Source organism: Pseudomonas sp. PB103 (assembly GCF_009764635.1).
Lineage (GTDB): Bacteria > Pseudomonadota > Gammaproteobacteria > Pseudomonadales > Pseudomonadaceae > Aquipseudomonas.
The window spans coordinates 144,748-168,177 of record NZ_RWIL01000049.1 but is presented as its reverse complement, the minus strand read 5'-3'; the positions used below and the strand labels follow the sequence as shown (position 1 = coordinate 168,177).

Below are 23,430 nucleotides of genomic sequence, written 5' to 3'. Positions count from 1 at the left end.
AGCTCCTACAGGGGAATGCAAAACCCTGTAGGAGCTGCCGAAGGCTGCGATCTTTTTGAACGATTACACGATTACAGACTGATCGCCGTCGCCTCAAACTTCACCCGCGGATGCGCAATCCGATCCTGCGCCCGGATCAGTTGCAGCTCATAACTGGCACACGCCTGAGTTTCCAGCAGCACCTCATGCACTGCAGCCGCGGTGAATTCGAACGCCGCCACCAGGCTGTCACCCAGCAGCACCCGCGCCAGAAACAGGCCAGACGTCAGATCGCCCACGCCCACCGGCTGACGCGGAAACGCCAGCAGCGGACGGCGCAGATGCCAGCTGCCTTCAGCCGTCACCAACAACATCTCGAAGCCATCGGCCGGTTTGCCCGGATAATCCAGATGCTTGACCAGCACGGCTTTCGGCCCACGCGCCAGCAACGCGCGCGCCATCGCCAGGCAATCGAACAGCGACTGCGGTTTGCGCCCGGAGAAGCTGTCCAGCTCCAACTGGTTCGGGCACATGATGTCGGCCACGGCCGCCGCCTCTTCCAGCAGGAAGTCGCTGACCTCGGTCGGCACGCTGCAACCCTTCTCCGGATGGCCCATCACTGGATCACATAGATAGAGGGCTTTCGGATTGACCGCTTTGATGCGCTCGACGCCGCTGAGAATCGCCCGGCCCTGCGCCGCACTGCCAAGATAACCGGACAGCACTGCATCGCAGTTGCCCAGCTCGCCAATCGCCGCGATGCCTTCGACCAATTCAGGAATCTGCTGCGGCGCCAGCACTTCGCCGGCCCACTGGCCGTACTGGGTGTGGTTGGAAAACTGCACCGTGTTGAGCGGCCAGACATTCACCCCGACCCGCTGCATCGGAAAAACCGCAGCGCTGTTGCCGGCGTGGCCGAACACGACGTGGGACTGAATGGCGAGCAGATGAGGCGTACGTTTCATTCGGGTCATTCCGTAAAACGATTGAAATTCAAGCCGCGCAGTATGCGACGAAACACAGCCTGTACGACAGACCGGCGACGCAGTTAAGCTGACGCTATCTTTTGGAGTTTGATGTTGATGCTGACCCTCGAAAACATCTTTGTGCTGATGCTGTTCGCCGCTGCCGGCGCCTGGCTATGGCACAACCACGGCTTGCGCGAGCGGGCGCTGGAGCGGGTCAAGCAGCATTGCCTGAACGTGCGCGTCGAGTTGCTCGACGGCAACGTTGCCCTGAAGAAGATCGGTTTCATCAAGGACGCCAACGGTCGCCGACGACTGGCGCGGGTGTACAACTTCGAGTTCACCGTGACCGGTGAAACCCGGCATAACGGCACGATTACCCAGTTTGGTGCGCACAGTGCGCAGATCGAACTGGCGCCCTACCCGGCACCGTTCGACGATACGCCGCCGGTGGTTGAAGTGCAGAGGCCGCGTGCGGAAGTTATCGAGTTGAGTCAGTGGCGGCAGGAACATACCAAGTGGAAACCCTAAAAATCGCAGCCTTCGGCAGCTCCTACAGGGTGTACATAAATGCCATGTAGGAGCTGCCGAAGGCTGCGATCTTTTGATCTAACCCTCCCGACACCCCGACAAACCCCGCTGCAACGCATCAATATCCTCCGCCTCACCGAAGATCAGCTCCATCCGCGAATCCCTCCGCCACTCGCTGACCTGCCAATTCAACTCGGCATTATCCAAAGCATTCGCAGAAACCCAGCCCTCCGCGCTGTGGATAACCAGTTTCGCCCGCTGCCAATTGAGGCTGGCCAGCCAGTCAGCAATGCGCTGCTTGTCGAATATCTGCCGCGGATGCCAACGCCAACCAATGCTCCAGCCACCCTCCTGCGCCTGACTCAAGCAAATCGGCGAAGTCGGATCAGTCCAGACGGCCGGCATCTGCCCTAATCCCTTGGGTACGACCAAGTTATCCACGCCGCTCACCGCTTTTGCGGCAAGGCCCGGCAATTCGCTCAAGGGGAGTCGCGCCTGTTGCGTCCAGATCAACGGAACTGGCGGCAACAGGCTGGCGATTTTTGCCCGGGCCGTGTCGCCCAGGTTTTCAGCCTTGTTCAACAGTAACAGGCCTGCGCTTTCCAAGGCTTCCTGTTGCGCTGCCGGCAACGCTTTCCCCGCCTCAAGCGCCTGAGCATCCAGCACCAAAACACAAGGCTGCACCGCCAGCACACCCAGCCATGGCGCCTCATTTAACTGTTTGAGCAACTGCGCCGGGTGCCCCAGCCCGGACGGTTCGATAAACAATCGATCGGGCTTGGCCTTGCGCAACAAACGCCCAAGGCCGATCTGAAACGGCGCGCCATTGACGCAACACAGGCAGCCCCCGGCCACTTCGCCCAGTGCGATACCATCGGCGTCGCTGGTCAGCAGTGCGGCGTCGAGGCCGATCTGGCCGAACTCGTTGATCAACACCGCCCAGCGCTCGCCTGCTGGACGCTGCGTCATGAGCTGACGAATCAGGCTGGTTTTGCCGGCGCCCAAAGGGCCAGCAATGACATGAGTAGGAATGTTCTGCAACATGGCCGGGAGCTTTCTTGGGAGATGCAAAGATGCGTTGGATGGGATGGTCGTTGCTGTTGGCGCTGCTGTCGAGCGAAGCGTGGGCGCAGGCCTGCGTGGTGCACAGCCAAAGCGAGCGGCTGGACGTCAAAGTCTGCCAGCAGAATCGAAACATTCCGCAGAAACTGTTTAACGACGGCTTCTGCCAGCCAACGCTGGCCGGGCAGAAAGTCGAGGTGCAGTACGTCGATCAGTGCCCGACCGGTGCGTTTGGCGTGTGCAGCAACGCGCAAGTCGCCAATATGCCTTATCGCCAGGACATCCACTATTACGGCGTGGCCACGGATGCGGCGTATTTGCAGCCGTATTGCGAAGGCCAGAGCCAAGGATCGTGGCTCAAGCCTTAACCGAGCCAGTCTAGCGTCAGTATTAATCGGCGCTCGCCAGCAGCCGGTTGCGGCGAACGATGGATGAGACCGAAGCCTTCATTGCCGTGCCATTTCTCGCCTTTCAATAGCGCGACGTCTCCGCTGCTCAGTTGCTGAATGTTCGCGTGGGGTTCGGCGTTGGCCTGCCCCATTTGCTGACGATCCATCGCACCTTCCTTAAGCCATTGGCTACCGACGCCGGCATAAGTGGTGATCAACCGAACAGGCACGTGATCGACGTGGAAACGCGGGCACATGGCTTTATCGAGTACCCGCAAGCGCAGGCCGATGCGCTTGGCTCCCAGCAAGCAGGCGAAGGCGCTGACCAGCCATTTCAGATCGGCGACAAAGCCTTCGTAGCCTTCCATATCACGGAAGCCTGAGGCCAACCCGGTCAGGTCAGGCTCGGCGTCCTCGTTCGCCAGCTCCAGGCACAGTGATTCCGCCAACGGTTCGTTGAGCGACAACAGTAACTGTGCGAATTCGCTGATGTGCAACGGCAATTGCCGCTGCCACACGGCGAGGTTGCTGTCGTCCTGGAGGATCTTCGTCAACGTTTCAGGTGTCGGCCCTTGGTGCTGATGGCGCGTACGGTTTTGCATGAGTTTGAGGGCGAGCATCAGGCGGCCTCTTCATGCCAAGGGCCGAACGGATCCGCCAGCAATCGCCAGCCTTCTACACCAAGGGCCATTTCTTCATCGGTGAGCAGGCAGTCATCCAGTTCGTCGGAAAGTTGTAGGAAATCGATGTTCTGACCGATGAACACCAGTTCCTGACGGCAATCTCCAACGCTCGGTATCCAGTTTTCCATGATCGCGGCGGTGCTTTCCTGATCCTGTGGCCATTGGTTTTTCGGTACGAATCGCCACCAGCGCCCGGCGAAACCGTGACGCATCAAACCGCCGGCTTGCGACCAACTACCGGCGTCTGTGGGTTTGCTCGCCAGCCAGAAGAATCCTTTGGAGCGCAGCAATTTTCCGTTCAGCCACGGACGATCGATGAAGTTGAAGAAGCGCTCAGGGTGAAAGGGTCTGCGCGCGCGATAGGCTGTGGAAGCGATGCCGTATTCATCGGTTTCCGGCACGTGCTCACCGCGTAATTCCTGAAGCCAGCCCGGTGCTCGCGCGGCTCTGTCGAAATCGAAGCGACCGGTGTTGAGGATCTTCTCCAACGGCACTTCGCCCATGACCATCGGAATGATTTCGGCTTGGGCGTTGAGGCGTTTGAGGATGGCGATCAACTCTTCACGCTCGGGCTGGCTGATCAGGTCGATCTTGCTGATCAACAGCACGTCGGCGAACTCGATTTGTTCGATCAACAGGTCGGTGATCGAGCGCTCGTCCTCCTCGCCAAGCATCTCGCCACGGGAGGCGAGGCTTTCGGCCGCCTGGTAGTCCGGCAGGAAATTCACACCGTCGACTACAGTCACCATGGTGTCGAGACGGGCGATGTCGGAGAGGCTTTGCCCGTGTTCATCGCGGAAGGTGAAAGTTTCTGCGACCGGTAGTGGCTCGGAGATGCCGGTGGATTCGATCAGCAAATAATCGAAGCGATCTTCCCGGGCGAGTTTGCTGACTTCTTCGAGCAAGTCTTCGCGTAACGTACAGCAGATACAGCCGTTACTCATCTCGACTATTTTTTCTTCTGCACGGTTTAAGCTGACATCACGCTGGACTTCGCTGCCATCAATGTTGATCTCGCTCATATCATTGACGATGACTGCGACGCGAAGGCCCTTTCGATTACGTAGTACGTAATTCAAAAGTGTACTTTTTCCAGCGCCCAAAAATCCTGAAAGTACGGTGACGGGCAATTCGGCTGACATTGGATAATCCTCATAGGAAGGCAGCCGATTGACGCTTTTACTAGCGCTTGGCGTTTTGAGGCTTCATACGACGGTTTCGTTGAAGCTAAACGCTTGAAATCGGCCTGCTCAGGCTCAGTTATTATTTATGTTATAGTATAACAACGTGAATAAACCAGCCCTGCTCTTGTCCTGAGCGATAAACAGCAGGAAGCTGAGCCCATCCCAACTCGGAATTCGTGATGAAAACTGCGCTGAAATGCTCGTTGTTGAGCCTTGGATTGCTGATTGCTGGCAATGCGTCGGCGCAGTTGCCGACGCTGGCCAGCTGCACGCGTAGCGCTAACTTGCTGGCGTGCATCGATGCCGAGGGCAACGCGTACAGCGTCAACACTGTTGGCAATACGCTCTACCTGCGTGGATTTGAAAAGATTGGGCAGCGGTATTGGGCGCAAACCAACAGCCGCTTTGGCCAACTGACGTTCTTCACCGGCGTCGCCTCTGACGGTGAAGCCTGGGTTGGTTACACCCGCCGAGTCGGCTGGACGACCATCAATCGCTTCTCCAGCTCGGGCGGCAGCCGCGCGAAATTTACCTGCAGCCGAATCGTCGGCTGCTAGACCTGCGCTTTCTGCTGCTCCTGTCGCCAAGAGAGATAGCTGTCGATCGGTGGGTTTTTCTCAAAGTAACGCTGCAATCCCTCAAACAAACCATTCGCCACGGCCTGTTGATGCCGCGCCGTGACCAATCGCTGACTGTCGCGAACATTGGAAATGAAGCCGGTTTCTACCAGGATTGAAGGCACATCTGGTGACTTCAAAACGGCAAATCCGGCCTGTTCCACGCGCTTCTGATGCAGGGTGGTGATGCCGGCCAGACTGCCCAGCACGGTGTTTCCCAGCTGCAGACTGGCGGCGATAGTCGCATTCATCGACATGTCGAGAATCACCCCAGCGAGCATTGGATCTTTGTCTTTCAGATTGAGCAGACTGGTAGCGCCAAGTAGATCCGCTCCGTTCTCCCGCTGCGCCATAAAGCGCGCCGTCGCCGATGTCGCGCCACCTGCAGACAGGCAATACACCGACGCTCCAGACGCTGTCAGCCGTGGCGCCGCATCGGCATGCACCGAGATAAACATGTCGGCCTTGTGCTGACGGGCGATCTCCACGCGCTTACGCAAAGGCACGAAAAAGTCGTCATTGCGCACCAGTTTCACGTCGAAGCCTTTCTCTTTTTTCAGACGCTTGGCGAGTAGTTGAGCAATGGAAAGCACCACGTCTTTTTCCCGCTCACCCTTGGCACCGACCGCGCCGGGATCCTTTCCGCCATGCCCTGGATCGACGACTACGATGATGTCGCGCTTGGGGTGAGCACCGAGCTTGGGTGTTTCACGTGGAACCATTGCTGCTACTGGCGTGGTTTTCGCACTGAATAAATCCAGAACCAGGCGATGACTTTGGCCGTCTTGAGGCGCCAAAAGGAAGCTGTTCAGCAGCACTGGATGACTCAAATCAAGAACAATCCGCGTATCGCCCTGACCAAAGGGTCCGGATCGAATCGAGCGGATCACCGTGCCATTTAGTGCCAACTGACTGAGATCACCGCTCAGATCGGCTCCGGACACATCGATGATCAGCCGCTCAGGAGTACTGAGGGTGAAGGTTTTGTAGCGCACCGGCCCACTTAAATCGAAAACCAATCGCAGCTTTTCATCAGAACGCCACAGCCGCGCGTTGCGAATTTGCGCGGCCGAAACACTGAACGGAAGGGCGAAGGCAGCGCTCGCCAGAATCAAATTGAGCAGATGGCGTCTGTGCATATGAAAACCTGTTCATGAAAAAGGCATCGTGGATTGTATTGTTATAATGTAACATCCAATTCATTCATCACGATGGCTCCGAACATGAATTCGCTGACACTTCCGGATATCGCCGCGCAGTCCGCTCGCCAAGCTTTGCCCCTCGAATGGGTGGGCATGCACGGCATCGCGTTACCTGTTTTATTGGAAGGCCAACGCTTAAGTGCGAAGGCTGATGCTGGGGTAAGCCTGGATGATGGCGAAGCGCGGGGCATTCATATGTCGCGGCTTTATCTGGCCTTGGAATCGCTCGAACAACAGAGCCTTTCCCCCGCTCTGCTGCACCTGGTACTCAAACGTTTTCTGGCTAGCCACGAAGGTTTATCCAACAGTGCCTACCTGAATATCCACACCGATCTACTGTTGAAAAGACCTGCGTTGATCAGTCCCTTGGCCGGTTGGAAATCCTATCCAGCGACCATTTCAGCCAGTCTGAAAAACAAGATGTTCCACGTGGAACTCAAAATTGAAGTGCCCTACTCTTCGACTTGCCCGTGTTCAGCAGCCTTGGCTCGACAGTTAATCCAGCAACAATTCGTCGACGACTTCGCCAATAAAGCCCTTCAGCACGCAGGCGTTCTAGCCTGGCTCGGCTCAACCCAAGGCATCGTCGCCACGCCTCACAGCCAACGCAGCACCGCACAACTGCATCTACACCTCGACGAGTTCATCGATGAATTACCGCTGAGCGTGATCATCAACGACGCCGAAGCCGCCCTAGGCACCGCCGTACAAACCGCCGTAAAACGCGCCGACGAGCAAGCCTTCGCCCTCGCCAACGGGCAGAACCTGATGTTCTGCGAAGACGCCGCTCGCCGCTTGAATCTCGCGCTTCGCCGCACGCCGGGCGTCAACCAGTTCCACCTGCGAGTGATCCACGCCGAAAGCCTGCACGCCCATGACGCCGTCGCCGAAAGCCACTGGCAGCGTGAACAAGCATGATCCGCTGCCAATCCCTGAGCTGGGGCGCTCCCGGTCAACCGCTGACCACGCCCCTGAATCTAGAACTGGAAAGCGGCAGCCTCACGGCCATCATCGGCGCAAACGGCTGCGGCAAAAGCAGCCTCTTGAAAGTCATCGCCGGGCTGCAAAAACCCTTGGGAGGCAAAGTCAGCCTGAGTGTTCCACGTCAAAGCGGCGTGTCATTCCTCCCCCAGCAACAACACCTCGACCGCCAGTTCCCCATCAGCCTCGAAGAACTGATCGCCGCCGGATTCTGGGGACGTCGACTCTCAACCCAATTGCGCGCACAACGCCTGAAGGACGCACTGGAGAACTGGCACCTCAGCGGACTGGAAAACCGCCCGCTCATGGCCCTCTCCGGCGGCGAATTACAACGCGCCCTGCTCGCCAGATTGAGCCTGACCGACGCCCCGGTTCTGCTCCTCGACGAACCCCACGCCGCCCTCGACGAACTTGGCCAGCAGTTGCTCTGGCAGCACATCCACGCTTGGCACAACGAGGGCCGAACAGTGGTGGTCGTTTGCCACGACCTCGCCGCCGTGCGCCAACACATCCCGCAGACCTTGCTGATCAAAAACCGCGAATGCGTGTACGGCGCCAGCGTCGCACTGATCCAGCAAACCCCTCACACGCAGGTGGCCTGATGCTCGCCGTCGCCCACTTATGGCAACCGTTCAACGAGTTCGTGTTCATGCGCCGCGCCCTGCTCGGCGGCCTGGTCTTGGCGTGCAGTACGGCACCACTCGGTGTGTTTTTGATCCTGCGACGGATGAGCCTGATCGGTGACGCCGTCGCCCACGGCATCCTCCCCGGCGCCGCACTGGGATTCTGGTTCGCCGGTCTGAGCCTGCCCGCCCTCACACTTGGCGGCCTCGGCGCCGGTCTGAGCATGGCCGGTCTCGCCGCATGGATCACGCGCCGAACAGGTCTGCGCGAAGACGCCAGCCTTGCTGCGATCTACCCCATTTCTCTCGCCAGCGGCGTGCTGATTCTCGGCATCGCCGGCAAACGCCTCGACCTGCTTCATCTGCTGTTCGGCTCAGCATTGGCCGTCGACGGCCCAACCCTGACCGGCATGTTGTGGGTCTCGGGATTCAGCCTGATCGCCATGGCGCTGATCTACAAACCGCTGCTGCTCGACACCCTCGACCCACTGTTTCTGAGAACCGTCAGCCGCCTCGGCCCACTCGCGCACGGCGTGTTCCTGACGCTGGTGGTGCTCAATCTGGTGATCGGTTTCCAGGCCATCGGCGCGCTGATGGTGGTCGGGCTGATGATGCTCCCCGCCGCTGCTTCGCGATTCTGGAGCCGCCGCTTACCGATGCTGATTGGCATCTCTGCCGTCATCGGTTGCCTCTCGGTGTGGTTCGGTTTGCTCCTGTCGTTCTACTACTCGCTGCCGAGCGGCCCGGCCATTGTGCTGGTCGCAGGCGTCGGTTATCTGCTGTCCGTGGTGTTCGGGCCGGTTCACGGTCTCCTGCGCCGCCCGCCTTTGCTCACATCCCAATGAGGTGTTTCCCGATGCGCGTTCTACTCGTGTTGTTCAGCCTGATGCTGTCGATGTCATTGTCGGCGGCGGAAAAATTACCGGTGGTCACCAGCTTCAGCATCCTCGCCGACATGGTGCATCAGGTCGGCGGTGAGCATATCCAGATCACCAACATGGTCGGCCCGGACGCCGACGCGCACACCTACGAGCCGACACCGGACGATGCCAAAGCGTTGCTCGGCGCCAAACTGATCATCAAGAACGGGCTCGGTTTCGAGCCGTGGCTGGATCGACTGGTCACCAGCACCGAAACCAAAGCCACGCTCATCAGTGCCAGTCATGGCGTAATTCCGCGCTCGCTGGATGAGGACGGCGAAACCGTTCCCGACCCGCACGCCTGGCACAATCTGGCGAACGCCGAGTTGTACATCGCCAACATCACCAAGGCGCTGACCGCTGCCGACCCGGCGAACAAAGCCGACTACGAACGTAACAGCAAAGCCTATCTGAAGCAGATCTACGCCCTGCTCGCCGAAGCCAAAAGCAAACTCGGTTCACTGCCACCGGGCAATCGCAAGATCGTCACCAGCCACGATGCCTTCGGATATCTCGGGCAGGCCTATGGCATCGACTTTATGGCGCCACAGGGTTTGTCGACGGAGCGTGAACCCTCGGCCGCTGAAGTCGCCGCGCTGATCACCCAGATTCGTCAGGCCAAGGTCAAAGCGGTGTTCATGGAAAACATCAAGGATGCACGCCTGCTCAAGCAGATCGCTGACGAAAGCGGCGCGCACATCGGCGGCACCTTGTACTCCGACGCCCTCGCCGCGAGTGGTCCAGCCAGCACCTTCACCGGCCTGTTCGAATACAACCTCAACACCCTTTACGACGCGCTGAGCCGACCATGATCCGCAAGAATCCTTCAGGTGATTTGCCACAAATTGCCGAGTCGGCTTACGTCGATAAAACCGCGATCATCTGCGGCAAAGTGGTGATCGGTGAGAACGTCTTCGTCGGCCCCTACGCGGTGATCCGCGCCGACGAAGTGGACGCCTCAGGCGAGATGGAGCCGATCACCATCGGCGCCAATTCGAACATTCAGGACGGCGTAGTGATCCACTCGAAATCCGGCGCGGCGGTGACCATCGGCGAGTTCAGCTCCATCGCGCACCGCTCGATCGTGCACGGCCCGTGCGTGGTCGGCGACCGCGTGTTCATCGGTTTCAACAGCGTGTTGTTCAACTGCATGGTCGGCAACGGCTGCGTGGTGCGGCACAACTCGGTGGTCGATGGTCGCGATTTGCCTGATGCGTTTTACGTGCCCTCCACTACCCGCATCGGCCCGAACACCGACCTTTCGTTGTTCCCGCCGGTGAGCGTCAGCGCCTCGGAGTTTTCCGAAGACGTGGCGCGCACCAACGTCGATCTGGTGCGCGGCTACAAAGCCTTGCAGAACGAGTTCTGAACTATGAGCAGCGTGCTGATTCGCAACGCCAGACTGGTCAACGAAGGGCGCGAGTTTGACGGCGATCTGTTGGTCAGCAACGGGCGCATCGTCAAAATTGCGCGAAGCATTGAAGGCGAAAACGCCACGGTAGAAATCGACGCCAACGGCCAATCGTTACTGCCGGGGATGATCGATGATCAGGTGCATTTCCGTGAACCGGGTGCGCCGGCCAAGGGCAGCATTCACACCGAGTCGCGTGCGGCCGTGGCCGGTGGCATCACCAGTTTCATGGACATGCCCAACACCAACCCGGCCACCCTCACCCTCGAAGCACTGGCGGATAAAAAGCGCCGGGCGGCGATCAACTCGGTGGCCAACTACGGCTTTCACTTCGGCGTGAGTCGGGACAACCTCGATACAGTGGCCGCGCTCAATCCTTGTGAAGTGGCCGGCGTAAAAGTCTTTATGGGTGCGTCGACCGGCAACATGCTGGTGGATGATCCGCAGATTCTTGAGCGACTGTTTGCCGAGGTGCCGACCATTCTGTTGGCCCACTGCGAACACACGCCGAGCATTGATGCCAACGCAGCCAACCTGCGTGAGGTGTTCGGCGAACGAATCCCACCCGCTGCTCACCCGCTCATCCGCAACGCCGAGTCGTGTTATCGATCCTCTTCACTGGCGGTTGAGTTGGCCAAACGTCACGGTACAAGGCTGCACGTTCTGCACCTGACCACGGCGCGCGAACTGGCGTTGTTCGAGGACAAACCACTGGCGCAGAAACGCATCACAGCTGAAGTCTGTCTGCATCATTTGTTGTTCGATGATCGCGACTACCCAAGCCTCGGTAACCTGATCAAATGCAACCCGGCGATCAAGACTCAGAACGATCGCGATGCCTTGCTTGAGGCTTTGAACAGCAATCGACTGGACGTTATTGGCAGCGATCATGCGCCGCATACCTGGAAAGAAAAGCAGCGGCCTTACGCACAGGCGCCGGCCGGATTGCCGCTGGTGCAACACGCATTGCCCGCGCTGATGGAATTGGTGGCGGATGGGGTTTTGCCGATCACGACCTTGGTGGCGAAGACCAGCCATCGTGTTGCGGATCTGTTTGCGATTCCGGATCGTGGCTATTTGCGTGAGGGGTATTGGGCGGATCTGGTGCTGGTTGAAGCGCAGAGGCTGGAGGTGGATCGGCAACCGATTCTGTCGCAGTGCGGCTGGACGCCGTTCGCCGGGCGCAGCTTTCGGCATCAGGTGAGCACGACAATTGTCTCAGGGCAGATTGCCTGGCGGGAAGGTCGGGTGAATGAGGGATGTCGCGGGCTGGCGCTACGATTTATGCGCTGATTCAAAAACCCTGTAGGAGCTGACGAGTGCAACGAGGCTGCGATCTTTTGATCTTGTTTTTGACAATCAAGATCAAAAGATCGCAGCGTGCCGCAGCTCCTACAGGGATCGCATTAAGCTCTTGGTTTTACAGCGCCGCAATCCTGGCCGAGCCAGACTGCGCGCGTCTCAAGGCTGCCCTTCTGGTTGATCCCGATCGCATTGAACGTGCCGTTGGCCACCGTGGTGAACTCGCGGTCACTGAGGAACGTTGCCACGCCGGTACCCTGCGCTTTCGGGCAGCTGAAGCGGAATTTCCACTGGTTGCCGGTGCGATCAGTAATCTGTTGCTTGCAGCCCGATTGCGGGTCGGCCAATGGAATATCGTTGGTCGCCACTTGCTCTGGCGTCAGGCAGGCACGGATACCTTTGCCGCCGATATTGATGCCGTTTTTCTCCAGCGCCGCGCGCTGTTGCGGGGTCATCTGCCCTTGCAGTTGACCGAGGATCGATTGCACATCCATCGGCTGGTCATCGACCTTGACGTTGCTCGATGTCATTTCCCACAGCCCCGGCTGCAGCATCTGCGCCTGCGCAACCAGCGGCAATGCCAAACCCAGGCCCAGCGCCAAACCCAGCAGACGAACGTTCATCGAAAAACTCCTGATCAGTAGTGGCCGTTAGACGTCGGCCGGTTGCTTCGGTTCATGCGCCAATTAAATAGCGACATTCACGACAGAACATGGTCTGTTAAGCATTGAATCTTCCGGAGCAAGGCTGCCCCATGGATTATTTTGGACCGCACATTTTCGGTTATCTGATTGCCCTGATACACACCCTCGGCTTGATCGCCGCCGTTCATGCGGTGCTCACCGTGCGCACGGCTCAAGGCTCGATCGCCTGGGCATTGTCGCTGATCTTCATTCCCTACCTCACGCTAATTCCGTACCTGGTGTTCGGTCGCAGCACCTTCGATGGCTACATCAAGGCGCGGCGCCAGGCCAACGAACAAATGCGTCAGGCGATCTCCGAACTGAACTGGCGCCCATGGGTGGAGGAAGCCCTCACCGCGCGCGCCTCCAGTGCCTACGCCTCGTTACGCGCAATGCCCAAACTGGGGCGTATGCCGTGCCTGGCCAACAACGAAGTGCAGTTGTTGGTGAACGGCACCGCCACGTTCGATGCGATTTTTCAGGCGATCGATCAGGCGAAAGAAGCCGTGCTGATCCAGTTTTTCATCATCCACGACGATCGACTTGGCCAACGCCTGCGCGATTTGCTGCTGAAGAAAGCCGCCGCAGGCGTCTCGATTCACTTGCTCTACGACGGCATCGGCAGCCACGCCCTGCCCCACAGTTATGTACAGACACTGCGCGACGGCGGCGTCGAGGTGAAAGCCTTCGCCACCCGCAGCGGTTGGCTCAACCGCTTCCAGGTCAATTTCCGTAATCACCGCAAAATCGTCGTGGTCGATGGCGTGGTGGGATTTGTCGGCGGGCATAACGTCGGCGACGAATACTTGGGCGAGAAGCCACCGCTGGCACCGTGGCGCGATACTCACGTCAAAGTCCGTGGCCCGGTGGTGGCGTGCATGCAGGAGTCGTTCGCCGAAGACTGGTTCTGGGCCGCACGTACCCTGCCGCCGCTGATCCTGCCTGATGAATACCCTGACGACGGCGTGCTCTGCCAACTGCTTGCCAGCGGCCCGGCAGACGCCTACGAAACCTGCTCGCTGTTCTTCGTCGAGGCGATCCATGCGGCGACCGAACGGGTGTGGATCACCAGTCCGTATTTCATCCCCGATGAAGCGGTGTTCGCCGCGCTGAGACTGGCGGTACTGCGCGGCGTCGATGTGCGGTTGCTGCTGCCATCGCGCCCCGATCACCGCATCGTCTACGCCGCCTCCAGCCTTTATGCCTTTGAAGCGGTGCGCGCAGGCGTGCGCGTGTTCCGCTATGAGCCCGGGTTCCTGCATCAGAAAGTGGTGTTGATCGACAGCGAAATCAGCGCCATTGGCAGCGCCAATCTGGACAACCGCTCGTTCCGCCTGAACTTCGAAGTGATGCTGCTGACGGTCGACAGCGACTTCGCTGCCAGCGTGGAACAGATGCTCAATCAGGATTTCGAGCAGTCCTACGAAATCGCCAAAGAAGAAAGCCGGGAGATCCACCGCCTGCAACAACTCGGCATGCGGATCGCCCGGCTGATTTCACCGATTCTCTGAAAGCCCTCTCCCGCACGGAGAGGAACCCGCTATGGGTTATAGATGTCGTCCCGCGTCCATGGCAGTTCATGGCTGCCATCCGCGTGAGCCTTCACCGCGAGGATCTGGTGCAGATTGATCCAGCCGCGCGCAAACGCGTAGGCGCAACCAGCCAGATACAAACGCCAGATGCGCAGGGCCTGATCCGGCACCAGTTTGCCAGCAGCTTCGAGGTTGTCCTCCAGCCGTTCGCTCCAGTGATCCAGTGTGCGTGCGTAGTGCAGGCGCAGGCTTTCGACGTCGACAATCTCCAGCCCCGCTTCGCTGATCTCCGCCGAAATCATCGACAGGTGCGGTAACTCACCGTTGGGGAACACGTACTTCTCGATGAAATCCCCGGCACCGCGACCCACCGGACGGCCATCGGTGTGCTTGGCGGTGATGCCGTGGTTCATCACCAGACCGCCCTCCTTCACCGCGCCGAACAGGGTTTTGCAGTACTCGGCCAGATTGGCGTGGCCGACGTGCTCGAACATGCCGACGCTGACCACCTTATCGAAACGGCCATCTTGCGGCAGGTCGCGATAGTCGAGCAGTTGCAGTTCGATCTGGTCTTCCAGGCTCTCGGCTATTACTCGCTCGCGCGCCAGTTCCAGTTGTTCCTTGCTCAAGGTGATGCCGAAGACTTTCGCGCCGAATTCGCGTGCGGCAAAACGTGCCAGACCACCCCAACCGCAACCGACATCCAGCAGGTATTCGCCCGGCTGCAAACGCAGCTTGCGGCATAAATGACGGAATTTGGCTTGTTGCGCCTGCTCGAGGGTCTCGCTGCCCGTTTCGAAATACGCGCAGGAATACGCCATGTCGCTGTCCAGCCAGAGCTGGTAGAAGGCGTTGGACAGGTCGTAGTGGTAGGAAATGGCTTTGGCGTCGGTTTCCTTGTCGTGCAAGGCCCGCACCGGCTGATTGTCGTCATCGTCACCGAGCAACGCGTTACTCAATTCGTCGCAGACCCGGATGACTTCGCTGATCGAGCCCTCCAGTTCAAGCTTGCCTTCGACGAAGGCCGCTCCCAGCGCATCAAGGCTTGGGTGGGTGAACTGGCTGACCATCTGCGGGTCCTTGACCACGATGGTGACGCTGGGCGTCGGCCCCAGATTGAACTCATGGCCGTCCCAGAGTCGCAAGCGAAGCGGAAGCTGCAGATTCTGTAAGGCCGGTGGAAGTTGCGCGAGCATGGAAAATCCCCCTTGTTTCAGACCGTCAGATCTGAGGGTAGACCATCCTGAAAAAATAGCAGGCTATCGATTTAATTAGCCAAAACTATCGTTGCAGACGCTCCAGCAGGCCATCCTGCACCCACTGTTTCAACCACGTAACAGCTTGCAGCGAAGCGCCCACACCATAGATGACTGCCAACGCTTCGCACAGTTCGGAGAAATTCCAGCCCTGGTTGAACAATCCATTCAACGCATCCGCTTCAGCGCTGTCCAGACTGCGGTAGCTGCACACCAACTCGTGACGCCAGATCACGCACACTTGCGGTGCTTCGAGCGCAATACTGGACGGGAAATCCGCCTCATCCTTTACCGAGCGCCAGATCGCGACGCTGTTGAATTCGCACGGCAGCCATTGCAGCGAAGGCGTCGGTTTGAAGTGCAAGGTCGGCCACTCTTCCGGCGCCAGTGTCGCCATCGCATTGATCGTCAGAGGCGCGCCGGCCGGAGAATCGAACGCCAGGGTGAACGACCATTCCAGTGCGGCCAGTTCCGCCAGCGGCGCACTTTGCTCGGGCACCAGATGCTCGCGGATAAACGCTTCAAAACCTTTACCCAGCCAACGCAGACTGTAATGCGCCGACGGATATTGGCGGATGTACGCGGTGGCGAGCAGGTCGAACTCTTCATCGCCCATCCAATAATAAATGGCCGGAAAATCGTGGGTCAGGACTTCCAGCAAACGCGCTGCGTAAGCGTTGTGATAAATCGCCAGACCAGTACCGACGTCGAGCGTCGGTCCACCGATCAGGCTGTCGGCCAAGGCGTGATCCGCCGGCGCGGCACCCAGCAAATACGTTTCGAACGCCAATTGCCATTCCTTCAAGCGCATTGCCGTCTCCCGGCCAGAACCGTATCACCCAACTCGCGGGCCTTGTGCAACTCGGCGAGCAGCTCTTCAAACGGCGGAAAATGATCGTCGCGTTCCAGTAACGTCGCCACCGGCCCGATGTGTTCCAGCGTGCGTTGATACAGCGCCCAAACCGGATCGCTCACCGGTTGGTCATGGGTGTCGATGACGTAATCACCGTAATCGTTGTGTCCGGCCAGATGCAGTTGACGAACTTTTTCTGCCGGCAAACCTTGAATGAACGCCCAAGGATCAAAGCCGTGATTACGTGAGCTGACGTAGACATTATTAACGTCGAGCAATAACTCGCAGCCGCTCTCCCGGCTGAGGGCCGCGAGAAACTCCCATTCGGCAAACTCATCCGACGCGGCGCGCACGTAGCTGGAGACGTTTTCCAACACCAGTGGCCGCTGCAACACATCCTGAACCTGCGCCACACGGCCGGCGATGTATTCAAGGCTTTCTGCGGTATAGGGCAGCGGCAACAAGTCGTGCAACTGATGGGCGTTGCCACGGCTCCAGCACAGGTGATCGGAGATCCATGCAGGCTCGATCCGGTCGGCAAGTTGCTTGAGTTGTTTCAGATAGTCCGGATCGAGGGCATGCGGCCCGCCGATGGACAGGGACACACCATGCATCACCAGCGGATAGCGCTCGGCAATGGCGTCGAGGTAATACAGGGCCTTGCCGCCCTGCACCATAAAGTTTTCCGAGACCACTTCGAACCAGTCCACGGCTGGCGACTGTTCGAGGATCTGCTGGTAGTAAGCGCTACGCAAACCCAGGCCATAGCCCAGGAAAGGAACAGAGAGGGACATGGGCGGGCTCCTGATAAAAGCGGCCGCAGTGGCGTTAACCACTACGGCGGGACTTGCCGGTCAGTTATTCGCCGACCTTGCCACCGGCTTTTTCGCAAGCCGCTTGAGTCATGGCCTTGAAGCCCATGCCTTTGCAGGTGCCCAGACCTTTGCAGGCGTGATCTTTGGTCTTGCAGTCGTTCTGGCCTTTGCAGGCATTCACGCCATAACAGTGAACGTTGGCATCGGCAGCCATCGCGTTGGTGGCAACACCGGCGAACATCGTGGCGGCGGCCAAAGCAAGGGCGGCACCGGCAGCAGCAGTCTTGATAGTCATTTTTCTTATCCTCGGTCATCGTCAGGGGTGTCGGCTGGAAGGTTGTTCAGTCCCGACATAGCACTAGAGAGAGCAGCCCCGACGGCGTTACACCGGGTCGAAAAATATTTTCAGAGGTCTTCCTTGAGCTTGAGCAGCGGTTCCTGAAAGCGCAGCAATCGCCCGGCATTGCCCAGCACCAGGAGCGTGCTGAGATTGTGCAGCAACGCGGCAATCATCGCTCCGGCAGCACCGAGCCAGCCAAATGCCGCAAACACGACGATGGCCAGCGTCCAGCCCAGACCGATGATGACGTTGACCTGCAACGTCCTCCGGCACTGTCGACTGAGCCGAACGCAGGTTCCGAGCCGGCGCAGGTCACTGCCGATCAAGACGATATCCGCAGAGGCCAACGCGATATCAGCACCGCCGGCGCCCATCGCCACACCAACCACACCGGCCTTGAGTGCCAGCGAATCGTTGATGCCGTCACCGACCACCATCGGCCGGAAACCGTTGTCGATTTCCTTGAGCACGCGATTGAGTTTGTCCTCTGGCAACGCTTGAGCTTCGACCTCTTGCAACCCGACATCCTTGGCCAAAGACAAGGCGACACTCTGCCGATCACCGGTCAGCAACAGTTGCCGACCCAAGCCCAATTCGCGCAATTCGCTGAGGGCAAAACGCGCCTCCGGTTTGACGCTGTCAGCCAGCAACAACCACGCGAGGAATTCACCGTTCAAGGACAACCCGGCAATCGGGCCGTCGTGTTCGGGCACGGTCGTAGTGCTGATGCCTAGTTGCGCGAACAGTTCCGGTCGGCCCAGTGCCGCTTCACCCTGCGCAGTCATGGCAACCACACCAAGACCTTGGCGTTCGTGAATATCACACAGAGCCACCGACTGTTCCTGGCTGACCAACCCCGCCAACGCTCGACTCACCGGATGACTGCTCGCCGCTCCGAGACTGGCAGCCAGTGCGGTTACGGTGGATGTGTCTGCTTGAGAACTGTCGATCGATTGCAAACGCAACGTGCCGTAAGTCAGCGTGCCGGTCTTGTCGACGACCAGCGACGTGAGGTCAGCCAGCTCTTCAAGGAACGCCGAACTGCGGATCAGAATCCCGTGCCGCGCCGCCACGGCCACACCGGCAATCGCCGTCGCCGGTGCAGACAACACCAACGCACACGGACATGCCGCCACCAACACCGCGAGCATGGCTTGCGCATCGTTGGTGACAAACCAGGTCACCGCCGCCAGCAGCAACACCAACACCATGTAGCTGCCGGCGTAACGCTCGAGCAAACGAGTGATCGGTGGTTTCGAGCGCTCGGCGTTTTGCATCAGTGCGATGACTTTGCCCAGGGTCGACTCATCGCCGGTGCGGGTAACTTCAATACGCAGCAGTCCATCAAGGTTGATCGCACCGCCGAACACCGTCATGCCGACGCCCGCCTCCACTGGCACTGACTCACCGGTAATCGAAGCGGTGTCGAGGCTGGCCTGACCCGACAACACCCGGCCGTCCGCCGGTACTCGGTCACCCGCGCGCACCTCGACGCAATCGCCGGACTTCAGTGTGCCGTTGTCCACTTCGATGATCGAACCATCAGCCTGAACCTTGCGTGCGTGGCTGCGGGTCAGTTGGCCGAGCGCATGAATCGCTTCCTGCGAACCGATGACGCTGCGCTCCTCCAGCACGTGGCCGAAGATCATGATGATCGGCAGCAACGCCGCCGTGAGCAGATCGCCCGTCGCCCACGCGCCGAGCATGGCCAAGGCAATCAGTTGATCGGTGATGCCGTGCAGACTCGGATATCGCAGGCTGTACCACGCCGAGCGCATTACCGGCACGGCGACTAATAAAGAAGCAAAACCCAGCAGCAATTGGCTGACACCGGTTTGCTCCGGCACCAGCCAACGCCAGATCAAACCCAGTCCAAGCAGTCCCAACGCGAGCATGGCGAGGGTCAGTTGCCGGGCGGCGCGGCGTTGTTCGGCCGAGGACAACAGGCTCGGTGCGGTGGTCGTCGCAGTCATTTACTGGCTCCCTGAATGATCAGGCGGGAATCGTCTTTCGGATCGACCGTGGTCACCGATCCGGCCTGGCCGAGAATCTTCGGCATGCGTTCGCGGTACAGGCGCAAGAGCATTTGCGGGTCGGTGCTGCTGGCCAGACTCGACACCGTGGCGGTGTCGGCCGAGGCTTTGGCCAAGCGCTCTCCGGCTTGCGCGTGAGCCACCTGCAGTGTGCGGTCGGCTTGCTCGTTGGCGGTCTGGGTGAGTTTCTCGGCGTCGGTGCGCGCATTGGCTACGGCCTTATCGGCTTGCTGACTGGCGGTCAGCACGGCGTTGAACGCGCTGACTGCCGGATCGGGCAGACTCGATTGCACATCGACCCGCGCCACTTCGATGCCGATGCCCTGCCCGCTCGCCTTCAACTCGGCGAGGCGTTTATTGATGCCTTGCACCAGATCGCCGCGCAGCCGTTCACGGCGTTCGGCCGCTTGATTGTCGGCGCCGATCAATTCCGGGCGAGCGACCAGAATGGTGTCGAGATCCCTCGCGGCAGTCAGCGCCACGGCGCTGCGGGTGACCAATCGATCCAGTGCCGGCAGCACATGATCGGCCTGCAAGACGAAGTCGTAAGGGTCAGTGACTTTGTAAAACACCCGCACATCCAGTTGCACCACGCCAGCGTCACCGGTCAATAAATAACCAGACCCAGCCAGCGCATCGCTCAGCGGAGTGGCAAAGGACGCGACGCGATCAGCCTTCAACGCCTCATCGCTGCGCAACAGGTTTTCCACTCGGCGTTCGATGACTCGATCCGCTGCGGGCAACAAAATCACCTGTTCGAAGGGCTGTGGCCAAGCCAATAACAGACCGGCGTTTTGTACGCGATCCAGTGCACCAAAGTGCAAAACCACCGCGCGGTTCTGCGGATCGATCTGCCGCACATTGGAAAATACCCACGCCAATGCGGCCAACACGGTTACCGCGTACAGGGCGAAAAATGCCAAACGCCCGGCCTGAATCCACGGACTGTTCAGCGAATGTGTTCCACGTGGAACTTCTTCAATCATGGCTGCGATCCGGATTTGCTATCGAGTGTCGGCGGGCCATCGACCAGCACGCGGAATGGCGCGGCGTCGGTGCGCAGAATCAGTTTGGTATCCGGCGTGACAATGCTGCCGAGGGTATCCAGAGAACGCAGCAAGTTGTACAGCTGCGGCGAACTGGCGTAGGCACGGCCGTAAATCTGCGCGGCTTCGACGCGAGATTGTGCTTCGATTTCTGCGGCTTTCACCGTAGCGTCAGCCTGGACAATTCGCGCATCGCGTTCGGCAGCGGAACGGATTTGCGCCGCTTCGCGTTTGCCGATCGCCGTACGTTCGGTGGCAATGGTTTCACGCTCGGCGCGCATGCGATCGACCGTGGCAGTCAGCGTCACCGACGGCAAGGTCAAACGCTCGATGCCGACTTGCACGACACGCACGCCATAAGTCGCGAGTAATTGCTGATCGATCTGCTGACGCAACTGCGCTTCGAATTCAGCGATGTGCACTTGGCTGGCATCGGTGTTCACCAGATTCGCCAGGTCGAAACTGCTCGCGGTGGTTTCCAGCGCCGAGCCAACGAAGGTACGAATCTGCCGCGCCGCTTCTTCCGGCTGGTTCTGTACTGCGCGCATGAAGCGCTGCACATTGTCCGGGTCGCCCTGCACCTGCCACGCTACGTAGGCTTGCACAATGATGCGCAAACCGTCGCGGGTACCGACATCCTGCAAGCCGCTGGAGGTAGTACGCAGACGCAAATCCACCGGAATCGCCGCTTCGAATGGCGCCGGCCAGCGCCAACTCAACCCCGTATCAAGCAATACCCGCGACGGATTACCGAATCGCGTGATGACCGTGGCTTCACCGGAGCGTACTTGCACCAGGCTCGCCGCGGCAATGGCGAACGCTACCAGCAACGCCGCCCAGCCCATGCGCCGCCACGGGAAAGGCCCCGCCTCTTCCGGCGCACCGTGGTGGTGATGCCCATGATGATGGTGATGTCCGCCGTGGCCGTGATCGTGGCCGCTGTGATCATGCGGTTCGTGAGTGTGCGACTGGCTCAATGGGCGACTCCTGGTTGAGCGTTGGTACGCGCGGGCGTCGGGTCAGCCGGCAGCGTGAAGGTCCGCAGGTCGATGGTCGGCGCATTGCTGCTGCCGCCGAGGCGATGATCGAGTACCAGCAATTGGGCTTTGCTCAGACCTTGGCTGAGCTGCGCGAGATATTGCTCCAGCACAAAGGCCTGGCCGGCACTGGCGTAGGCTTTTTGTTCGGCGCTGAATTTCAGATCCGCCGCCTGCGCCGTGGCACTGGTTTCGCGGGCGTTGGCGCTGGCCTGATCGCGAGCGAGGCTGGCCTGCAATTGCGCCTGATTACTCGCTTCGGCCGCTGCGCCACGCTCGCGGGAGATCAACGCCTGCGCACCGATCTGCGCCGCTTGCACCGCGTGATAAGCATTGGCGGCACCGGCCGGCGGGTGAATGGCTTCGACCACCGTGGCGAGAATCTCGACACCACTGTTGAGTTGTTGCAGGTCGCTTTGCACCGCGCGACCAATCTCTTCGCCCAGCCCTACCCGATCTTCGCCGAGCAAACCGTCGAGCGTGCGCGAGGCAAAGTCGTGCACCAGAATCCGGCTGGCGGTGCTACGGATCAGTGTGGGTACATCAGCGCTGTTGTAAGTCGCGGCCAGCGCCGCCTGATCAGTAAGGCCGATGCGATAGACGAAACGTACGTCCATGTTGACGATTTGAAAGCTCTGCTGGTCGCCACGGCTGCTGGCGATGACTTGCGACTTGTCGTTGACGTGACTGGCGTCCCACAAACGGTTGGCCGTCATCGGTGCCGGGCCTTCAGCGGGATCGGCTTGCAGTGGCGCCGGGTTTTCGCCGACGCTGGTTGCCAACTCATGCACCACGCCGTTTTCGACGATCAACACGCGACCCAGCGGCCACGGCAAACCGGTGTGCAAACCGGGGCCGAACACCTGCACCGGTTTGCCGAAGCGTTCATAAATGCCCCGACCTTGCAGGGGGATTTCATGGATGCCGGTGAGCAACCAGCCCACCGCAGCGACCAGTGCCAGGACCGGCAAAAACGCTCGGCGCATGTAACTGAATGCCCAGATTTGACGCAAATCGATGCCAAAGCGGTTGTGCAATTCATGCTGCAACGCGAGCAACGGTTGCGGCGGCCAACGCAGCATGTCGGCGACGAAACTGCGCGCCAATAGCGTCGGTTCCAGCTGTTCGCGGCGTGGGCTGAAGACCGAGAGTACGGCGCGCAATAGCAGCTCGATCGCGACCAATCCCGGCAAGATGCCGATGAGTACCGCCACTCGAACTGGCCAAACCGCGTTCTCGCCAGCGAACAATAAGCACAGCGCGCCGAGCACCAGGCTGATGATCGCCACGCGCGCCAATTGCGCCAGTGCTCCTGCTTCTGGCCATTGCGCTGGATTTTCCTGAGCGAGTTGTCGCTCCAGCACCAGCAAGCCGAACGCCAGCAGCAACGCCAACGCCGCACCGACGGAGGCGGACACTTCAACGGCAGCGGCGGGCAACGTCAGGTTCCACACCTGTTCGATGCTCATCGCCACCAGCAACGCCCAACCGCCCAACCACAGCGTCGCTGCACCGATCTGGCCAAGCACATGCAAACCGCGCTGACTGAGGCGATCCAGCAGGCGCTCGTACCAACCTTCTGGCGCAATCGCTTCATCGTCGGCAGTCGGCGTCAGCACAACAGGATTGATCACCCGCGCGCGCCATTGCGTCACCCACCACGCCGATTGCAGCCCGGCGACCAGCACCAGTAATGCCGCGCTCTGATTGACCAGCAGCGGCAGCCACAATGATTGCGGTGCAAACAACCCTACGAAAAACGCCGACACCCAGCCCGCCCCGGCCAATCCGCCAAGGCCCAACGCCCAACGCCGCAGTCGTCTGCCCTGCGTGGCCGCCTGCTGAAAACGCGGCAGTCCGGTCACTTGCGTGCCATCCACCTCCAGATCAACTTGCATATCACCCCAAAATCATTGGCTCGCGGTTCATATCGTTACGATATAACGAAAAGCGTGAAATATTCGTACACAATTACCTTTATTCAAA

At 59.6% G+C, this 23,430-nt stretch carries 24 protein-coding genes; 10 read left to right on the top strand and 14 right to left on the bottom strand.

All coding sequences use genetic code 11. From position 1 onward, the window contains the following. Window positions 1-71: 71 nt before the first annotated feature. Window positions 72-944 (bottom strand): pyridoxal kinase PdxY, encoded by an 873-nt coding sequence (pdxY, locus tag EJA70_RS09570; protein WP_008078854.1) that lies wholly within the window; start codon window positions 942-944, stop codon window positions 72-74. A gap of 117 nt (window positions 945-1,061) precedes the next feature. Here pdxY and EJA70_RS09565 point away from each other — a divergent pair, with 117 nt between their 5' ends. After that, window positions 1,062-1,475, top strand: a complete 414-nt coding sequence (locus EJA70_RS09565; RefSeq protein WP_122593228.1) for a DUF3301 domain-containing protein — start codon at window positions 1,062-1,064, stop codon at window positions 1,473-1,475. Window positions 1,476-1,553: 78 nt separating this feature from the next. On the opposite strand, the gene EJA70_RS09560 is transcribed toward EJA70_RS09565, so the two are convergent. Continuing rightward, entirely contained in the window at window positions 1,554-2,519 is a 966-nt protein-coding gene (locus EJA70_RS09560; RefSeq protein WP_158830573.1) for a GTP-binding protein, read from the bottom strand. Window positions 2,520-2,548: 29 nt separating this feature from the next. Between EJA70_RS09560 and EJA70_RS09555 the strand changes: the two genes are divergently transcribed. After that, window positions 2,549-2,905 (top strand): NADH:ubiquinone oxidoreductase, encoded by a 357-nt coding sequence (locus tag EJA70_RS09555; RefSeq protein ID WP_158830572.1) that lies wholly within the window; start codon window positions 2,549-2,551, stop codon window positions 2,903-2,905. Here the strand turns inward: EJA70_RS09555 and EJA70_RS09550 are convergent. After that, a complete protein-coding gene (locus tag EJA70_RS09550; RefSeq protein WP_158830571.1) occupies window positions 2,902-3,546 on the bottom strand; it encodes a DUF1826 domain-containing protein in 645 nt (214 codons plus the stop codon). The genes EJA70_RS09555 and EJA70_RS09550 overlap by 4 nt on opposite strands. Beyond that, window positions 3,546-4,751: a zinc metallochaperone GTPase ZigA gene (gene zigA / locus EJA70_RS09545; RefSeq protein ID WP_158830570.1), complete on the bottom strand. Its 1,206-nt coding sequence runs from the start codon at window positions 4,749-4,751 to the stop codon at window positions 3,546-3,548. The genes EJA70_RS09550 and zigA overlap by 1 nt, the downstream gene beginning before the upstream one ends. Window positions 4,752-4,972: 221 nt before the next feature. Here zigA and EJA70_RS09540 point away from each other — a divergent pair, with 221 nt between their 5' ends. Then, window positions 4,973-5,350, top strand: a complete 378-nt coding sequence (locus EJA70_RS09540; protein ID WP_158830569.1) for a glutamine synthetase — start codon at window positions 4,973-4,975, stop codon at window positions 5,348-5,350. On the opposite strand, the gene EJA70_RS09535 is transcribed toward EJA70_RS09540, so the two are convergent. Beyond that, on the bottom strand, window positions 5,347-6,549 hold the full coding sequence (locus tag EJA70_RS09535) for an N-acetylmuramoyl-L-alanine amidase (RefSeq protein ID WP_158830568.1): 1,203 nt from the start codon (window positions 6,547-6,549) through the stop codon (window positions 5,347-5,349). The two genes, EJA70_RS09540 and EJA70_RS09535, sit on opposite strands and share 4 nt — an antisense overlap. 84 nt (window positions 6,550-6,633) lie before the next feature. Between EJA70_RS09535 and folE2 the strand changes: the two genes are divergently transcribed. The 6 genes from folE2 to EJA70_RS09505 are packed head-to-tail and all read left to right on the top strand — an operon-like array spanning window position 6,634 to window position 11,840. Next, the gene (folE2, locus tag EJA70_RS09530) at window positions 6,634-7,530 is read left to right on the top strand and encodes a GTP cyclohydrolase FolE2 (protein ID WP_045122973.1); all 897 of its coding nucleotides are present in this window, start codon (window positions 6,634-6,636) and stop codon (window positions 7,528-7,530) included. Continuing rightward, entirely contained in the window at window positions 7,527-8,195 is a 669-nt protein-coding gene (locus EJA70_RS09525; protein ID WP_158830567.1) for a metal ABC transporter ATP-binding protein, read from the top strand. Before folE2 ends, EJA70_RS09525 begins: the two co-directional genes overlap by 4 nt. Further along, the gene (locus EJA70_RS09520; RefSeq protein WP_158830566.1) at window positions 8,195-9,061 is read left to right on the top strand and encodes a metal ABC transporter permease; all 867 of its coding nucleotides are present in this window, start codon (window positions 8,195-8,197) and stop codon (window positions 9,059-9,061) included. The genes EJA70_RS09525 and EJA70_RS09520 overlap by 1 nt, the downstream gene beginning before the upstream one ends. 11 nt (window positions 9,062-9,072) lie before the next feature. Next, complete coding sequence (locus EJA70_RS09515; protein WP_008078873.1) at window positions 9,073-9,948, top strand: metal ABC transporter substrate-binding protein; 876 nt, start codon at window positions 9,073-9,075, stop codon at window positions 9,946-9,948. Next, on the top strand, window positions 9,945-10,505 hold the full coding sequence (locus EJA70_RS09510) for a carbonate dehydratase (RefSeq protein ID WP_008078874.1): 561 nt from the start codon (window positions 9,945-9,947) through the stop codon (window positions 10,503-10,505). Before EJA70_RS09515 ends, EJA70_RS09510 begins: the two co-directional genes overlap by 4 nt. 3 nt (window positions 10,506-10,508) lie before the next feature. After that, entirely contained in the window at window positions 10,509-11,840 is a 1,332-nt protein-coding gene (locus tag EJA70_RS09505; protein WP_158830565.1) for a dihydroorotase, read from the top strand. 113 nt (window positions 11,841-11,953) lie between these two features. Here the strand turns inward: EJA70_RS09505 and EJA70_RS09500 are convergent, their stop codons facing one another. Then, window positions 11,954-12,472, bottom strand: coding sequence for a DUF3617 domain-containing protein (locus EJA70_RS09500; RefSeq protein ID WP_008078876.1), 519 nt, complete (start codon window positions 12,470-12,472; stop codon window positions 11,954-11,956). A 131-nt stretch (window positions 12,473-12,603) separates the two neighbouring features. Between EJA70_RS09500 and cls the strand changes: the two genes are divergently transcribed. Further along, window positions 12,604-14,043, top strand: coding sequence for a cardiolipin synthase (cls, locus tag EJA70_RS09495; protein ID WP_008078877.1), 1,440 nt, complete (start codon window positions 12,604-12,606; stop codon window positions 14,041-14,043). Between the two features lie 29 nt (window positions 14,044-14,072). On the opposite strand, the gene cfaB is transcribed toward cls, so the two are convergent. The 8 genes from cfaB to hflK (EJA70_RS09455) all read right to left on the bottom strand — a co-directional run bounded on the left by cfaB (window position 14,073) and on the right by hflK (EJA70_RS09455) (window position 23,342). Beyond that, the gene (cfaB, locus tag EJA70_RS09490; protein WP_158830564.1) at window positions 14,073-15,260 is read right to left on the bottom strand and encodes a C17 cyclopropane fatty acid synthase CfaB; all 1,188 of its coding nucleotides are present in this window, start codon (window positions 15,258-15,260) and stop codon (window positions 14,073-14,075) included. An 85-nt stretch (window positions 15,261-15,345) separates the two neighbouring features. Continuing rightward, window positions 15,346-16,131, bottom strand: a complete 786-nt coding sequence (locus tag EJA70_RS09485; RefSeq protein ID WP_158830563.1) for a DNA-binding domain-containing protein — start codon at window positions 16,129-16,131, stop codon at window positions 15,346-15,348. Continuing rightward, window positions 16,122-16,967, bottom strand: coding sequence for a DUF692 domain-containing protein (locus EJA70_RS09480; RefSeq protein ID WP_158830562.1), 846 nt, complete (start codon window positions 16,965-16,967; stop codon window positions 16,122-16,124). The genes EJA70_RS09485 and EJA70_RS09480 overlap by 10 nt, the downstream gene beginning before the upstream one ends. Window positions 16,968-17,031: 64 nt before the next feature. Beyond that, window positions 17,032-17,283, bottom strand: a complete 252-nt coding sequence (locus EJA70_RS09475; protein WP_158830561.1) for a hypothetical protein — start codon at window positions 17,281-17,283, stop codon at window positions 17,032-17,034. A 110-nt stretch (window positions 17,284-17,393) separates the two neighbouring features. Further along, complete coding sequence (locus tag EJA70_RS09470) at window positions 17,394-19,301, bottom strand: heavy metal translocating P-type ATPase (protein ID WP_158830560.1); 1,908 nt, start codon at window positions 19,299-19,301, stop codon at window positions 17,394-17,396. Then, the gene (gene hflK / locus EJA70_RS09465) at window positions 19,298-20,347 is read right to left on the bottom strand and encodes a protease modulator HflK (protein WP_158830559.1); all 1,050 of its coding nucleotides are present in this window, start codon (window positions 20,345-20,347) and stop codon (window positions 19,298-19,300) included. Before hflK (EJA70_RS09465) ends, EJA70_RS09470 begins: the two co-directional genes overlap by 4 nt. Further along, window positions 20,344-21,384 carry a protease modulator HflC gene (gene hflC, locus EJA70_RS09460; protein WP_158830558.1) on the bottom strand — a complete coding sequence of 347 codons (1,041 nt, stop codon included), beginning with the start codon at window positions 21,382-21,384 and terminating at the stop codon, window positions 20,344-20,346. The genes hflK (EJA70_RS09465) and hflC overlap by 4 nt, the downstream gene beginning before the upstream one ends. Continuing rightward, entirely contained in the window at window positions 21,381-23,342 is a 1,962-nt protein-coding gene (hflK, locus tag EJA70_RS09455) for a protease modulator HflK (RefSeq protein ID WP_158830557.1), read from the bottom strand. Before hflK (EJA70_RS09455) ends, hflC begins: the two co-directional genes overlap by 4 nt. Between the last annotated feature and the right edge of the window lie 88 nt (window positions 23,343-23,430).